The 14,603-nt window shown below is 60.5% G+C and carries 12 protein-coding genes; 6 read left to right on the top strand and 6 right to left on the bottom strand.

Annotation, left to right across the window (positions count from 1 at the left end; translation table 11 throughout):
• Positions 1 to 105 precede the first annotated feature (105 nt).
• From bioD to bioB, 5 genes are all read right to left on the bottom strand, one after another.
• Positions 106 to 786 carry a dethiobiotin synthase gene (bioD, locus tag ACIOWE_RS24030; protein WP_201236550.1) on the bottom strand — a complete coding sequence of 227 codons (681 nt, stop codon included), beginning with the start codon at positions 784 to 786 and terminating at the stop codon, positions 106 to 108.
• A complete protein-coding gene (gene bioC / locus ACIOWE_RS24025) occupies positions 783 to 1,595 on the bottom strand; it encodes a malonyl-ACP O-methyltransferase BioC (RefSeq protein WP_401396637.1) in 813 nt (270 codons plus the stop codon). Before bioC ends, bioD begins: the two co-directional genes overlap by 4 nt.
• Positions 1,588 to 2,319, bottom strand: coding sequence for an alpha/beta fold hydrolase (locus ACIOWE_RS24020; protein WP_401396634.1), 732 nt, complete (start codon positions 2,317 to 2,319; stop codon positions 1,588 to 1,590). The genes bioC and ACIOWE_RS24020 overlap by 8 nt, the downstream gene beginning before the upstream one ends.
• On the bottom strand, positions 2,312 to 3,490 hold the full coding sequence (gene bioF, locus ACIOWE_RS24015) for an 8-amino-7-oxononanoate synthase (protein WP_401396631.1): 1,179 nt from the start codon (positions 3,488 to 3,490) through the stop codon (positions 2,312 to 2,314). Before bioF ends, ACIOWE_RS24020 begins: the two co-directional genes overlap by 8 nt.
• 160 nt (positions 3,491 to 3,650) lie before the next feature.
• A complete protein-coding gene (gene bioB, locus ACIOWE_RS24010) occupies positions 3,651 to 4,706 on the bottom strand; it encodes a biotin synthase BioB (protein WP_401396628.1) in 1,056 nt (351 codons plus the stop codon).
• A gap of 90 nt (positions 4,707 to 4,796) precedes the next feature.
• Between bioB and ACIOWE_RS24005 the strand changes: the two genes are divergently transcribed.
• From ACIOWE_RS24005 to rarD, 5 genes are all read left to right on the top strand, one after another.
• Positions 4,797 to 5,531 carry a ComF family protein gene (locus tag ACIOWE_RS24005; RefSeq protein WP_401396625.1) on the top strand — a complete coding sequence of 245 codons (735 nt, stop codon included), beginning with the start codon at positions 4,797 to 4,799 and terminating at the stop codon, positions 5,529 to 5,531.
• Positions 5,532 to 5,720: 189 nt separating this feature from the next.
• Positions 5,721 to 6,485 carry a TOBE domain-containing protein gene (locus ACIOWE_RS24000; RefSeq protein WP_401396622.1) on the top strand — a complete coding sequence of 255 codons (765 nt, stop codon included), beginning with the start codon at positions 5,721 to 5,723 and terminating at the stop codon, positions 6,483 to 6,485.
• A 70-nt stretch (positions 6,486 to 6,555) separates the two neighbouring features.
• Positions 6,556 to 8,457, top strand: coding sequence for a PhoX family protein (locus tag ACIOWE_RS23995; RefSeq protein ID WP_401396619.1), 1,902 nt, complete (start codon positions 6,556 to 6,558; stop codon positions 8,455 to 8,457).
• 165 nt (positions 8,458 to 8,622) lie between these two features.
• Positions 8,623 to 9,597, top strand: a complete 975-nt coding sequence (locus tag ACIOWE_RS23990; RefSeq protein WP_401396616.1) for a serine/threonine protein kinase — start codon at positions 8,623 to 8,625, stop codon at positions 9,595 to 9,597.
• Positions 9,598 to 9,803: 206 nt separating this feature from the next.
• Positions 9,804 to 10,691: an EamA family transporter RarD gene (gene rarD, locus ACIOWE_RS23985; RefSeq protein WP_201236542.1), complete on the top strand. Its 888-nt coding sequence runs from the start codon at positions 9,804 to 9,806 to the stop codon at positions 10,689 to 10,691.
• A 222-nt stretch (positions 10,692 to 10,913) separates the two neighbouring features.
• Here the strand turns inward: rarD and ACIOWE_RS23980 are convergent, their stop codons facing one another.
• Positions 10,914 to 11,432 (bottom strand): glycine cleavage system protein R, encoded by a 519-nt coding sequence (locus ACIOWE_RS23980; protein ID WP_034155036.1) that lies wholly within the window; start codon positions 11,430 to 11,432, stop codon positions 10,914 to 10,916.
• Between the two features lie 666 nt (positions 11,433 to 12,098).
• Between ACIOWE_RS23980 and ACIOWE_RS23975 the strand changes: the two genes are divergently transcribed.
• Complete coding sequence (locus tag ACIOWE_RS23975; RefSeq protein ID WP_401396613.1) at positions 12,099 to 14,276, top strand: malate synthase G; 2,178 nt, start codon at positions 12,099 to 12,101, stop codon at positions 14,274 to 14,276.
• Positions 14,277 to 14,603: the final 327 nt, after the last annotated feature.

The following is a 14,603-nucleotide window of genomic DNA, read 5'->3' as shown; positions in this document are numbered from 1 at the left end:
TGGGAAGGATCAATGTGTGCCATTGAACCAGAGGCGTCAGAAAAACACCCGTCAAAAACACTAATGGCACAGTGCCTGCCCATAGGCAGCCTTCATGGGTAAACACTAGTCAAGCAGATCCAGTTGCAAATGCTCGGCAACCGCCTCGGCGCTCAACGCTTTGAGTTTCGGCACTCGACCCAGGCACGGCGCGGGAATCCGTTCGGCCAGCGTCGCCAGATTCTCTTCCAGTCGCGACGTTTTCGGATCGATGATGTTGGCCACCCATCCCGCCAGTTGCAGGCCATCACGCGCAATCGCCTCAGCCGTCAGCAAGGCATGACTGATACACCCCAGCCGCACACCCACCACCAGAATCACCGGCAGCTTCAGGGCGATGGCCAGATCCGACAGATTGTCCTGATCCGCCAACGGCACCCGCCAGCCACCCGCGCCTTCGATCAGGGTGAAATCGGCATTCATCGCCAGAATCTCGCGCATCGGTGCCAGCAACGATTGCACCGTCAGCGCGACACCGGCTTCGCGTGCTGCCAGATGCGGCGCAATCGCCGGTTCGAAGGCCACGGGATTGACCTGTTGATAACTCAACGGCAACGAACATTCGGCCATCAGCGCCAGCGCATCGGCGTTGCGCAAACCCTTGGTCGTCACCTCACAACCGGAAGCCACAGGCTTGCCCGCCGCCGTGCTCAACCCCGCCGAGCGCGCCGCATGCAGCAATCCAGCGGCAACCGTGGTCTTGCCTACATCGGTGTCAGTTCCAGTGATGAAATAGGCGGCGCTCATAAAGGTTTCTCCAACACGGCGTAGACCACCTGATAAGTCGCCGGCAAACCCGACGCCTCGCGGAACTGCTCGTAAGCCTCGACCAGACCAAGAATCCGTGCCCGCCCGGTCAATCCGCCCGGCCGCCCGGGGTTCAGATTGTGCGCACCCAGCGCTTTCAGCTCATGAGTCAAACTGCGCACATCCGGGTAATGCAGCACATGCGCCTGATTCTCCAGACTCACCGTGCGCAAGCCACTGGCCGCGCACAACTGTTCATAGCGGGCGAACTCGCGGAAACGGTTGACGTGCACCAGGCCATCGACCTGACGCCAGCTATCACGCAATTCATACAACGTTCCTACACAAAGACTAGCAAACGCGAAAATCCCCCCCGGTTTCAGTACGCGAAACGCCTCACTGAGCACCGAATCAAACTGCGCACACCACTGCACCGCCAGGCTGGAGAAGATCAAGTCGCAGGTGCCGTCCTGCAATGGCAGACGCTCCGCATCTCCGGCGATGAAATATTCGGCCCCTCCCAACGGACGGGCGTGTTCAAGCATGCCTTCGGCGATATCCAGCGCCAGCCCCTGCCGCCCGACAAAGCGCTCGGCCAACGCGCGGGTGAAATAGCCGGTGCCGCACCCCAGATCCATCCATCGCGATGGCGAAAAATCCGTCGGCAAGCGCCGCAGCAACTGTGTACCAACATCGCGTTGCAACTCGGCGACGCTGTCGTAACTGGCCGCCGCACGGGAGAAAGAGGCCGCCACCTGGCGCTTGTCAGGCAAGCCGCCGGGCAGCGCAACAAGGGACAAATCAGTCATCACCGCACTCATGTAGAAAGGCCTGGATCGCACCCGCCACTCCATGGGGGTCCTCCAGAAGAAACGCATGACTGGCCTGTTCGATCAGACCAATTTCGATATCCGGCAACAGGGCAAACAATTCACCCGCTGCCTCCGCTGGCACCAGGCTGTCCTGCCCGGCGAACAGATGTAACTGCGGGCCGCGAAACGCCTGCAAGGCTTCACGAGTGTCCAGTTGCGCGAGCAATTCCAGCCCGGCCATCAACGCGGCCGGCGCAACGCTTGGCGCAGCGCCAAGCAGCAGTCGCGACAATCCGCGCGGGTCTTCGGCGCCTTGGGCACACAGCAGGGAAAATCGCTTGAGGGTCAGCCGCGGATCGGCATTGCAACCGGCGAGAAAGCCATCGAACGTTTCGCCGGGCATCGCACTCGGCCATTGCTCGTGGGCGACGAAGGACGGATTACTCGCCAGCGTCAGCAAACCGCAGCAACGTTCACCACGGCGCGCCGCCAGTTCGGACGCGAGCATGCCGCCGAGCGACCAGCCTGCGAGCCAGACGTCTTGGGGAATGCGCTCATCAAGCACATCGAGCCAGTCCTGCACGTCGCTGGAGTCCAGCTCCGGCAATGGCTCGATATCGACGTTCAAGTGCTCGTCGAGCCCTTGCAATGCAGCGGCCAAGGGTTCCATCGGCGAAACGCCGAGGCCCCAGCCGGGCAGCAAGATGAGGCGATTACGCATGGCTTGGCTCCGACGACAGTTGGGCAAAGCAATCGGCCAGTCCCTCTAACAATAGCTGCACCTGCGCCTCACTGTGGGCGGCGGTCAGGGTCACGCGCAGGCGCGCACTCCCGGCGGGCACGGTTGGCGGGCGAATCGCCGTAACCATCAGCCCGCGTTCACGCAGCATCTGCGAGAGGCGTACAGCGCGCCCGGCATCGCCGATCATGATCGGCTGGATCGGCGTGAAGCTGTCCATCAGCTCCAGGCCAATCTGCTCGGCGCCATGGCGGAACTGGCGGATCAGCGTCTGCAAATGCTCGCGACGCCAGTGCTCGCTGCGCAGCAATTCCAGACTTTTCAGTGTCGCGCAGGCCAGCGCCGGTGGTTGGCTGGTGGTGTAGATGTACGGGCGGGCGAACTGGATCAGGCTTTCGATCAGCTCTTCACTGCCGGCGACAAACGCGCCTGCCGTGCCGAACGCCTTACCCAGCGTGCCGACCAATACCGGCACATCCTCTTGGCTCAAGCCGAAATGCTCGACGATGCCACCGCCATTGGCGCCCAGTGGGCCGAAACCATGGGCATCGTCGACCATCAGCCACGCGCCTTTGGCCTTGGCCTCACGGGCCAGCGCCGGCAGATCGGCAAGGTCGCCGTCCATGCTGAACACGCCATCGGTGACCACCAGCGTATTGCCGGTGGCTTTCTCCAGACGCTTGGCCAGACTCACCGCATCGTTATGCAGATAGCGATTGAATCGCGCGCCGGACAACAAGCCGGCATCCAGCAGCGAAGCGTGATTGAGGCGGTCTTCCAGCACTGTATCGCCCTGCCCGACCAGCGCCGTGACCGCACCGAGATTTGCCATGTAGCCAGTGGTAAACAGCAGCGCACGCGGGCGCCCAGTGAGATCGGCCAGCGCTTCTTCCAGAGCGTGATGCGGGCTACTGTGGCCGATCACCAGATGCGAAGCGCCACCGCCGACGCCCCAGCGTTCGGCACCGGCACGCCAGGCTTCGATCACTTGCGGGTGATTGGCCAGACCCAGATAGTCGTTGTTGCAGAACGCCAGCAACGGTTGGCCGTCGACCACCACTTCGGGCCCTTGCGGGCTTTCAAGCAACGGGCGCTGGCGGTAGAGGTTTTCGGCACGACGGGCAGCAAGGCGTGCGGCGAGATCGAAAGACATGCAGGCCTCGACTTTCAAGTGACACAGGTCCCTGTGGGAGCGAGCCTGCTCGCGAAGAGGCCTTTACATCCAACATCAATGTCGACTGAGGCACCGCTTTCGCGAGCAGGCTCGCTCCTACAGGGGTTTTGCATTCCTTCAAAGGAATCCGTAGAGATTTTTACACCGCAGCGTTATAGAACTGCTCGCTGCTCTTCTGCTCCACCAGCGCTTGTTCGATCGCAGCCTGGTGCACTTCATCGGCATGCTCTTCGCGGGCTTCCGGTTGAATGCCCAGACGCGCGAACAATTGCATGTCCTTGTCCGCCTGCGGGTTGGCGGTGGTCAGCAACTTGTCGCCGTAGAAAATCGAGTTGGCCCCGGCAAAGAACGCCAATGCCTGCATCTGCTCGTTCATCGCTTCGCGGCCGGCGGACAGGCGCACATGGGATTGCGGCATGAGGATGCGCGCCACGGCGAGCATGCGGATGAAATCGAACGGGTCGATGTCTTCAGCGTTTTCCAGCGGCGTACCGGCGACTTTCACCAGCATGTTGATCGGCACCGACTCCGGGTGTTCCGGCAGGTTAGCCAACTGGATCAGCAGATTGGCGCGGTCGTCCAGCGACTCGCCCATGCCGAGAATGCCGCCGGAGCAGATCTTCATCCCCGACTCGCGCACGTAAGCCAGCGTCTGCAGGCGCTCGCTGTAAGTCCGGGTGGTGATGATGCTGCCGTAGAACTCCGGCGACGTGTCGAGGTTGTGGTTGTAGTAATCGAGGCCGGCCTTGGCCAGCGCTTCGGTCTGCTCCTGATCGAGACGACCGAGGGTCATGCAGGTTTCCAGGCCCAGGGCTTTCACACCCTCGACCATTTTCAGCACGTACGGCATGTCTTTCGCCGACGGATGCTTCCACGCGGCGCCCATGCAGAAACGGGTCGAACCGATGGCTTTGGCACGAGCGGCCTCTTCGAGGACTTTCTGCACTTCCATCAACTTTTCTTTTTCCAGGCCGGTGTTGTAGTGACCGGACTGCGGGCAGTATTTGCAGTCTTCCGGGCAGGCGCCGGTCTTGATCGACAGCAGGGTCGACACCTGAACGCGGTTGGCGTCGAAGTGCGCGCGATGCACCGTTTGCGCCTGGAACAGCAAGTCGTTGAATGGCTGTACGAAAAGTGCTTTGACTTCGGCCAGTGACCAGTCGTGACGCAGGGTGGCAGTGGTGCTCGCGCTCATGGGTAGTTCCTTGGTTATGCTTGGCTGGCGCCGGGGAAACGGAATACCCACAGGCGCGACACGGATGTTCGGCATATTTAAGGAAGAGTCATGCGCTGTCAACCACGACACGAAGGACAGGTTTACATCTGTTTAAAAAACGTACAGACCTGCTTGTTGTGCGATGAGCCCGCAGAAGCGGAAATGCCAATCTGCGTCGCCTGCGAAATCGAGCTGCCCTGGCTCGGCGAGCACTGCCAGACCTGCGCCTTGCCGCTGTCCAGCGCCGGCCTGACCTGCGGCGAATGCCTGCTAGAGCCGCCGACGTTCGAACGGGTTGTCGCACCTTGGCTTTACGGCTTCCCGCTGGACAGTCTGATTACGCGTTTTAAACACAACGCGAAATGGCCGTTTGGCCACCTGCTCGCCGACGTTCTCGGACAATACCTGCACCATCGCTTCGATGAGGGTTTGCCACGTCCAGACGCTTTGTTGCCGGTGCCGCTGGCGAGCCAACGCCTGCGTCAACGTGGTTTTAATCAAGCGGCGATGTTGGCGCGGTGGTTAAGCACATCGCTGGATCTGCCGTGTGAGGAAACGGTTCTGCGCCGAATCAAGGACACCGACGCCCAGCAGGATCTCGACGCCAAAGCGCGTAAACGCAATCTGCGCCAGGCATTCGCTCTGGTGCCTGACGCCGCAGTGCAGGGGCGGCATCTGGCGTTGGTCGATGATGTGCTGACCACTGGCGCAACTGCTCAGGCGCTGGCCCGACTGTTGATGGAGGCTGGCGCGGCGCGGGTCGATGTCTATTGCCTGGCCCGCACGCCAAAACCCGGAACCTGAAGCCAAACACAATCCCCCTGTAGGAGTGAGCCTGCTCGCGATAGCGGTGGAAAGGTCAGCATAGATATTGGCAATGACAACGCCATCGCGAGCAGGCTCACTCCTACAAGGGCTCTCCGCTCGACTTGACTCTCGCGTCGCAAGCGGCCAACTTCACTTCCCACCGCCACAGCACAAAAGCACCCATCCATGTCCATGCCTTCTCTGTTGTCCCAGCACATCGTCCGCCGTCCGCAGCGCATTGCCCTGCTGCAGCACATCGCCGAACAGGGCTCGATCACCCGCGCCGCGAAAAGTGCCGGCCTGAGTTACAAAGCGGCCTGGGATGCGATCGATGAGCTGAACAACCTGGCGCAGAAACCGCTGGTCGAACGTGCGGTCGGGGGCAAGGGTGGCGGTGGCGCGAAGTTGTCGGATGAGGGCGAACGCGTGCTGCGTCTTTATCAAAAGCTGCAAGCCTTGCAAGCGCAGGTACTCGAAGCGGCGGAAGATGCCAGCGATCTGGATTTGCTCGGGCGCCTGATGCTGCGCACCAGTGCGCGTAACCAGTTGCACGGCAAGGTCGTGGCGATCGAAAGTCATGGCCGCAATGACCTGATCCGTCTGGAGCTGGCCGAAGGCCTGTGCCTCGATGCGCAAATTACCCACGACAGCACCGTGCATCTGGAACTGCAAACCGGCACCGAAGTGGTCGCGCTGATCAAGGCCGGCTGGCTCGAATTGCTCGCCAGCGATCAGCCTGCAACGTCTGGACACAATCTTCTTAAAGGCACCCTCGAAGCCATTCTCGACGCCGAAGACGGCCCCAGCGAAGTACGTGTTTCTTTGCCAAACGGCCACACCCTCTGCGCGCTGGCCGAACCGCTGGACTTGCGCACTCGCGGATTAACCGTAGGGCAATCGGTACAGGTGCAGTTTTCGCCGTCCAACGTGCTGATCGGTACGCCGCTCTAATCAAGCCCTGCAACGAAAGCGTCATCGACGCTCATTAAGGTGTCTGCCAAAACCAAGCAGGGAGCCTGATGTGAGCCTATTAGAAGAAAACCAATCCACTGATCTGGAAAAAATGGTCGGCCTCAGCCGTCGCGGTTTCATCGGCGCCGGCGCGTTGTGCGGCGCCGCCATGTTCCTCGGCGGCAGCCTGTTGAGCCGCAGCGCACTCGCTGCCGGCGTCAGTGCCGGCAACAGCCGCCTGCTCGGTTTCGAGAGCATTGCCGCCGCGACCACCGACGTCATCACGCTGCCCAAAGGCTACAAGTCTTCGGTGTTGATCAGTTGGGGCCAGCCGCTGCAAAAGAACGGCCCGGCCTTCGACCCGAGTGGCAATGGCACCGCCGCCGCACAGGAAGTGCAGTTCGGCGACAACAACGACGGCATGAGCCTGTTCGAATTCCCGGACGATCGAAATCGCGCGTTGATGGCGATCAACAACGAATACACCAACTACCGCTACCTCTACCCGCACGGCGGCATGCCGCAATCGGCCGAAGACGTGCGCAAGGCGCTGGCCTGCGAAGGCGTATCGGTGATCGAGGTGCAACGCAAGAACGGCCAATGGCAGTTCGTTCAGGGTTCGCGCTACAACCGTCGCATCCACGGCAACTCGCCGTTGCGCATTGGCGGCCCGGCAGCCGGCCACGACCTGATGAAAACTGCTGCCGACAAGCACGGCAAGAAAGTCCTCGGCACCTTCCAGAATTGCGCCAACGGTAAAACCCCGTGGGGCACTTACCTGACCTGCGAAGAGAACTTCACTGATTGCTTCGGCAGCAGCAACGCCCAGCAGCAGTTCGACCCGGCGCAAAAGCGCTACGGCGTATCCGCCGCCAGCCGCGAAATCAACTGGCACCCGCACGACCCGCGCTTCGACATGGCGAAGAACCCCAACGAACTCAACCGTCACGGCTGGGTGGTCGAAATCGACCCGTTTGATCCGCAATCGACCCCGGTCAAACGCACGGCGCTGGGCCGCTTCAAACATGAAAACGCCGCCCTGGCCGAGACCGACGATGGCCGCGCCGTGGTGTACATGGGCGATGACGAGCGTGGCGAATTCATCTACAAATTCGTCAGCCGCGACCGCATCAACCATCGTAATGCCAAGGCCAACCGCGACATCCTCGATCACGGCACGCTGTACGTGGCGAAGTTCGACAACGGCGACAGCAATCCCGATCACCCGAAAGGCCAGGGCCAATGGATTGAGCTGACCCACGGCAAGAACGGCATCGACGCCAGCAGCGGTTTCGCCGATCAGGCCGAAGTGCTGATCCACGCGCGCCTCGCCGCCAGCGTCGTCGGCGCCACGCGCATGGACCGCCCGGAATGGATCGTGGTCAGCCCGAAGGACGGCCAGGTTTATTGCACCCTGACCAACAACGCCAAGCGTGGCGAAGACGGTCAACCGGTGGGCGGCCCGAACCCGCGTGAGAAGAACGTCTACGGGCAGATTCTGCGCTGGCGCACCGACCGCGACGATCACGCGTCGAAGACGTTTGCCTGGGACTTGTTCGTGGTTGCCGGCAACCCAAGCGTGCACGCCGGCACGCCAAAAGGTGGCTCGTCCAACATCACCCCGCAGAACATGTTCAATAGCCCGGATGGGCTGGGTTTCGACAAGGCCGGACGCTTGTGGATTCTCACCGACGGCGATTCGAGCAATGCTGGGGACTTCGCCGGGATGGGCAATAACCAGATGTTGTGCGCTGACCCCAAGACCGGTGAGATTCGCCGTTTCATGGTCGGGCCGATTGGTTGTGAGGTGACGGGGATCAGCTTTTCGCCGGATCAGAAAACCCTGTTTGTCGGGATTCAGCATCCGGGTGAGAACGGTGGATCGACCTTCCCCGAGCATTTGCCGAATGGCAAACCGCGCTCCTCGGTGATGGCGATTACCCGTGAGGATGGCGGGATCGTCGGCGCCTGATAAACCGTCTTCGCGAGCAGGCTCGCTCCCACAGGGGATCGCATCCCAAATGTGGGAGCGAGCCTGCTCGCGAATAGGCCCGATCAGACACAACCACCTCCCCCGCTGCCATCTGCGCTACCATGCTGGGCCGGACGCGGCAGCCTGCTGCGCGCAGGAGTCAGCATGGCCCACCCGTTTGAAACCCTCACACCCGACCTCGTCCTTGATGCCGTTGAAAGCATCGGGTTCCTGAGCGATGCGCGCATTCTGGCGCTCAACAGCTACGAAAACCGCGTTTATCAAGTCGGCATCGAAGACTCCGAACCGCTGATCGCCAAGTTCTACCGTCCGCAGCGCTGGACCAACGAAGCCATCCTCGAAGAGCACAAGTTCACCTTCGAACTGGCCGACGTCGAAATCCCCGTAGTCGCGCCGCTGATCCACAACGGCGAAACCCTGCACGAACACGCCGGTTTCCGTTTCACCCTGTTTCCCCGTCGTGGTGGCCGCGCACCGGAGCCGGGCAATCTTGATCAGCTGTATCGCCTCGGGCAGTTGCTCGGCCGTATTCATGCGGTCGGCGCGACCAAGCCGTTCGAACACCGTGAAGCGCTCGCCGTGCAGAACTTCGGCCATGCCTCGCTGGCTACATTGCTCGAAGGCAATTTCATTCCGAAAAGCCTGCTGCCGGCCTATGAGTCCGTCGCCCGCGACCTGCTCAAACGTGTCGAAGATGCCTACGCCAACACGCCGCACCAGAACATCCGCATGCACGGCGATTGCCACCCCGGCAACATGATGTGCCGCGACGAGATGTTTCACATCGTCGACCTCGACGACTGCCGCATGGGCCCGGCAGTGCAGGACATCTGGATGATGCTCGCCGGTGATCGCCAGGAATGCCTGGGGCAACTGTCAGAGTTGATGGACGGCTACAACGAATTCCACGACTTCGATCCCCGTGAACTGGCGTTGATCGAGCCGCTGCGCGCATTGCGCCTGATGCACTACAGCGCCTGGCTGGCGCGGCGCTGGGATGATCCGGCGTTTCCGCACAGCTTTCCGTGGTTCGGCACCGAACGTTATTGGGGCGATCAGGTGCTCGCGTTGCGTGAGCAGCTTTCAGCGCTCAACGAAGAACCGCTGAAACTCTTCTGACTCACCAACATCATTGTGGGAGCGAGCCTGCTCGCGAATACGGACTGACATTCAACATCGATGTCGACTGACAAGACGCCTTCGCGAGCAGGCTCGCTCCCACATTTTTCCTCTGTTCACAATTTCCCGACCACTGCGCTGCGGCATTCATCGACAAATCTCCTTACAATCCCTTCTTTTGTTAGCTGCCTAAGCAAGGATTCTGCATGCAAGCCGCCAACCCGCGTCGCGGGTACATTCTGGGCCTGAGTGCCTACATCATCTGGGGCCTGTTCCCGATCTACTTCAAAGCCATCGCCGAAGTGCCGGCAGTCGAGATCATCATCCATCGGGTGTTGTGGTCGGCGCTGTTTGGCGCCCTGCTGTTGATGGTGTGGAAACACCCGGGATGGCTGCGCGAACTGCTGGATAACCCCAAGCGTCTGGCGATTCTGGCCTTGAGCGGCACGCTGATCGCCGCCAACTGGCTGACTTATGTGTGGTCGGTGAACAACGGGCGCATGCTCGAAGCGAGCCTCGGTTACTACATCAACCCACTGGTGAATGTGCTGCTGGGGATGTTGATTCTTGGCGAGCGTCTGCGCCGGATGCAGTGGGTCGCGGTCGGTCTGGCAGCCGTGGGCGTAGCGCAACAGGTGTGGCAGGTCGGCAGCTTGCCGTGGGTATCGCTGGTGCTGGCGCTGACCTTCGGTTTCTACGGGCTGATCCGCAAGCAGGCACCGGTCAAGGCCTTGCCGGGGCTGGTGGTGGAAACCTGGATGCTGGTGCCGATCGCTATCGCGTGGTTGCTGTTCAATCAGACCGCGACCAGCGCTCAACCGGAGTTCTGGACCACATCGCAAGCCTGGTGGCTGGTGGCGGCCGGCCCGGTGACGCTGGTGCCGCTGGTGTGCTTCAACGCCGCCACCCGACACTTGCCCTACACCACTATCGGCTTCCTGCAATACCTCGCGCCAACTCTGGTGCTGTTGCAGGCAGTACTGCTGTTTGGTGAGCACTTGTCGTCGAGCACGCTGGTCGCGTTTATGTTCATTTGGGCCGGTCTGGCGGTTTACAGCGTCGACGCGTGGATAAGTTTGCGCCGCCGCGCCTGATCAAAAAACATACAAACCTCCGCAGGCCACGGTTCTCGTGGCCTGCATCGTTCCTTCCCAAGGTTATCCACAGCGTGATCCCCGGCGTTTGTGCGCAAGTTGTTGAATGCTGGCGGTTTTTTGATCAACTCACGCAAGGCCACGGTCGACGTGGCCTGGAGCGCGGTCTCTACAGGTTATCCACAGGCAGGTGCACGTTAAAACTGGATAACCCGCGAGGCCTTAAACGTCGGTGCGTAACACCAATTCGACCATCAGATCATCGGCCAGGGTTTCCAGGCGCGACTGCAACACGTCCAGCGACAAGGTCAGCGGCACGGCGAGAATTGCTTCGGCGTGGAACAACGGTTCACTGCTCATCGGCGCCGGCCGCACCTCCGTCACCAGCCGTTCGAGGTTCACACCCTGCTCGCTCAACAGCCGGGTGATATCGCGGACGATCCCCGGACGATCATTGCCCACCAGTTCCATGGCTATCGGTTTCCAGGTACAGGACTGCTCGATACCGCTTTCAGCGATCAGCACGCGAATGCCGTGAGTCGACAGCGCTTGTAAGGCATCGACTAATTCGTCGTAAGCCTCTGCCGGTACGCCCACCCGCAGAATCCCGGCGAACTGCCCGGCCATCCGCGACATCCGACTTTCCAGCCAGTTACCGCCATGCTCGGCGATACATTGGGCAATGCGCTCGACCTGCCCGGGCTTGTCCGGGGCGAAAACGGTGAGTACGAGATGGTCCATGGCGCAGCCCTCTTGTCATGACTTTTGTTATAGAAGAGCAAGTATAGGCAAGCACCGAAATTCGGCCGCCATCCCCAAGTGAACACCCACCTGTGAATTTGATTTGGGAAAAACCTGTGGCGAGGGGATTTATCCCCGTCCGGCTGCGCAGCAGTCGTAGATCCTGCCAATTCGGTTTACCTGCCAGAACGCAGGGGGCGGCTTCGCCACCCAACGAAGATAAATCCCCTCGCCACAATTAACCTCACCACAAGGCCCCTTCGTGGCAGAAGTCATGGGCCATAGCAGCTGAATAGTATTTATGTGTACAACTTTTGATATTTAGCTGGAACAATCCAATGGTTTTTTGAGAACATCCCGTTCCGCGATGTGACCGCAATGCGACATGAGGTCGCAGAACGACGTTATTAGTCTGATTTTCACAAGCGCAACTCATCATGTAGTATGCCTCGGCGCGCACTACATAACGCTGGATCGATGTCTGCCCAAGGCATGTTCGCAACCCTGAAAGCCCCGTCAGCAAGGCCCTAAGCCGTTGATTGGTCCTACCCCAGCCGCCAGCAATGGCATGTACTGGTCGGCAGGTTTGTGGTTTAAATGGCCAGAGGCTTCATTGTCAATTTGAAGAGCTGAAAAGCGAAATAGCTGAGCAGAGTGAGGCAAGCAATGACTGAACACGTTCAAGTCGGTGGCCTGCAGGTCGCCAAAGTCCTGTTCGACTTCGTGAACAACGAAGCCATTCCCGGTACCGGCCTCACCGCCGACAAATTCTGGGAAGGTGCCGACAAGGTCATTCACGACCTGGCACCGAAGAACAAAGCCCTACTCGCCAAACGCGATGACTTCCAGGCTCGCATTGATGCCTGGCATCAGGAACGCGCCGGCCAGGCGCACGACGCCGTGGCCTACAAAGCCTTCCTGCAAGAAATCGGTTATCTGCTGCCAGAAGCGGCTGATTTCCAGGCAACGACGCAAAACGTCGATGATGAAATCGCCCGTACCGCCGGCCCGCAACTCGTTGTGCCGGTGATGAATGCCCGCTTCGCTCTCAATGCCTCGAACGCCCGCTGGGGTTCGCTGTACGACGCCCTCTACGGCACCGACGCGATCAGCGAAGAAGGTGGCGCGGAAAAAGGCAAAGGCTACAACAAGGTGCGTGGCGACAAAGTCATCGCCTTCGCCCGTGCCTTCCTCGACGAAGCCGCGCCATTGGCCGCAGGCTCCCACGTCGATTCGACCGGCTACAAAATCGCTGACGGCAAACTGCTGGTCACCCTCAAGGGCGGCAGCAACAGCGGCCTGCGTGACGACGCTCAACTGATCGGCTTCCAGGGCGATGCCAACGCGCCAATCGCCATCCTGCTGAAGCACAACGGTCTGCATTTCGAAATCCAGATCGACGCCAGCACCCCGGTCGGCCAGACCGACGCCGCCGGTGTCAAAGACGTGCTGATGGAAGCGGCCCTGACCACCATCATGGACTGCGAAGACTCCGTCGCCGCCGTCGATGCCGACGACAAAGTGGTGATCTACCGCAACTGGCTCGGCCTGATGAAGGGCGACCTGGCGGAATCCGTGTCCAAGGGCGGCCAGACCTTCACCCGCACCATGAACCCGGATCGCAGCTACACCACGCCCAATGGCGGCGAAGTGACCCTGCACGGTCGTTCGCTATTGTTCGTGCGTAACGTTGGCCATCTGATGACCATCGATGCCATTCTCGACAAGGACGGCAACGAAGTACCGGAAGGTATCCTTGACGGTCTGGTGACTTGCCTGGCAGCAATGCACAACCTCAACGGCAACACCTCGCGCAAGAACACCCGCACCGGTTCCGTCTACATCGTTAAACCGAAGATGCACGGCCCGGAAGAAGCGGCGTTCACCAACGAGCTGTTCGGCCGCATCGAAGACGTGTTGGGCCTGAAACGCAACACCCTGAAAGTCGGGATCATGGACGAGGAGCGCCGCACCACGGTCAACCTCAAGGCCTGCATCAAGGCTGCCAGCGAGCGCGTGGTGTTCATCAACACCGGTTTCCTCGACCGCACCGGCGACGAAATTCACACCTCCATGGAAGCCGGCCCGATGGTACGCAAGGCCGACATGAAGGCTGAAAAGTGGATCGGCGCCTACGAGAACTGGAACGTCGATATCGGTCTGAGCACCGGCCTGCAAGGTCGCGCACAGATCGGTAAAGGCATGTGGGCCATGCCCGACCTGATGGCGGCAATGCTCGAACAGAAAATCGCTCACCCATTGGCTGGCGCCAACACTGCCTGGGTTCCATCGCCGACCGCTGCGGCGCTGCACGCGCTGCATTACCACAAGGTCGACGTGTTCGCCCGTCAGGCCGAACTGGCCAAACGTGCCCGTGCGTCGGTGGACGACATTCTGACCATCCCGCTGGCGGTCAACCCGAACTGGACGCCAGAGCAGATCAAGAACGAACTGGACAACAACGCCCAGGGCATTCTCGGTTACGTGGTGCGCTGGATCGACCAGGGCGTGGGTTGTTCGAAAGTGCCGGACATCAATGATGTCGGCCTGATGGAAGACCGTGCAACGCTGCGTATCTCCAGCCAGCACATCGCCAACTGGTTGCGTCATGGCGTGGTTACCGAAGCGCAAGTGATGGAAAGCCTCAAGCGCATGGCGCCGGTAGTGGACCGTCAGAACGCCAACGACTCGCTGTACCGTCCGCTGGCACCGAACTTCGACAGCAACATCGCCTTCCAGGCAGCGGTCGAACTGGTGATCGAAGGCACCCAGCAGCCGAACGGTTATACCGAGCCGGTGCTGCACCGTCGTCGTCGCGAGTTCAAGAAGGCCAACGGCCTGTAAATTTGCGCTGATGTGAAAAAGCCCTGGTCGAGAGATCAGGGCTTTTTTGTTTGTGCGGCGGGCTTGGGTTTTGTGGTCGGTTTGAGATCCATCCCCCTCACCCCAGCCCTCTAGCCCAAGGGGTAGAGGGGGAAAGGGAGCAGACTGGGGAAGCTTCAAGTCCTGAGTTCGGCTCAGGAATTTCAGGTCGGCGTACCTTGCACATTCAACACGGTCAGTCCCCTCTCCCTCCGGGAGTGTATGTACCGGAGACATGGTGGACACATGTTCGGAGACATGGTGGACGGTTTTAGATCTTCTTACCTGCCGTCACGATCTGCAAGTTCA

Origin of the sequence: Pseudomonas sp. NPDC087598, from assembly GCF_044743525.1 — a bacterium.
Classification (GTDB): Bacteria; Pseudomonadota; Gammaproteobacteria; order Pseudomonadales; family Pseudomonadaceae; genus Aquipseudomonas.
This window is presented reverse-complemented; position numbering and strand designations above follow the sequence as displayed.

Coding starts and splice junctions, on each gene's coding strand:
- bioD (WP_201236550.1), bottom strand. CDS start 786: ATGAGCGCCGCCTATTTCATCACTGGAACTGACACCGATGTAGGCAAG.
- bioC (WP_401396637.1), bottom strand. CDS start 1,595: ATGACTGATTTGTCCCTTGTTGCGCTGCCCGGCGGCTTGCCTGACAAG.
- ACIOWE_RS24020 (WP_401396634.1), bottom strand. CDS start 2,319: ATGCGTAATCGCCTCATCTTGCTGCCCGGCTGGGGCCTCGGCGTTTCG.
- bioF (WP_401396631.1), bottom strand. CDS start 3,490: ATGTCTTTCGATCTCGCCGCACGCCTTGCTGCCCGTCGTGCCGAAAAC.
- bioB (WP_401396628.1), bottom strand. CDS start 4,706: ATGAGCGCGAGCACCACTGCCACCCTGCGTCACGACTGGTCACTGGCC.
- ACIOWE_RS24005 (WP_401396625.1), top strand. CDS start 4,797: ATGCGCTGTCAACCACGACACGAAGGACAGGTTTACATCTGTTTAAAA.
- ACIOWE_RS24000 (WP_401396622.1), top strand. CDS start 5,721: ATGTCCATGCCTTCTCTGTTGTCCCAGCACATCGTCCGCCGTCCGCAG.
- ACIOWE_RS23990 (WP_401396616.1), top strand. CDS start 8,623: ATGGCCCACCCGTTTGAAACCCTCACACCCGACCTCGTCCTTGATGCC.
- rarD (WP_201236542.1), top strand. CDS start 9,804: ATGCAAGCCGCCAACCCGCGTCGCGGGTACATTCTGGGCCTGAGTGCC.
- ACIOWE_RS23980 (WP_034155036.1), bottom strand. CDS start 11,432: ATGGACCATCTCGTACTCACCGTTTTCGCCCCGGACAAGCCCGGGCAG.
- ACIOWE_RS23975 (WP_401396613.1), top strand. CDS start 12,099: ATGACTGAACACGTTCAAGTCGGTGGCCTGCAGGTCGCCAAAGTCCTG.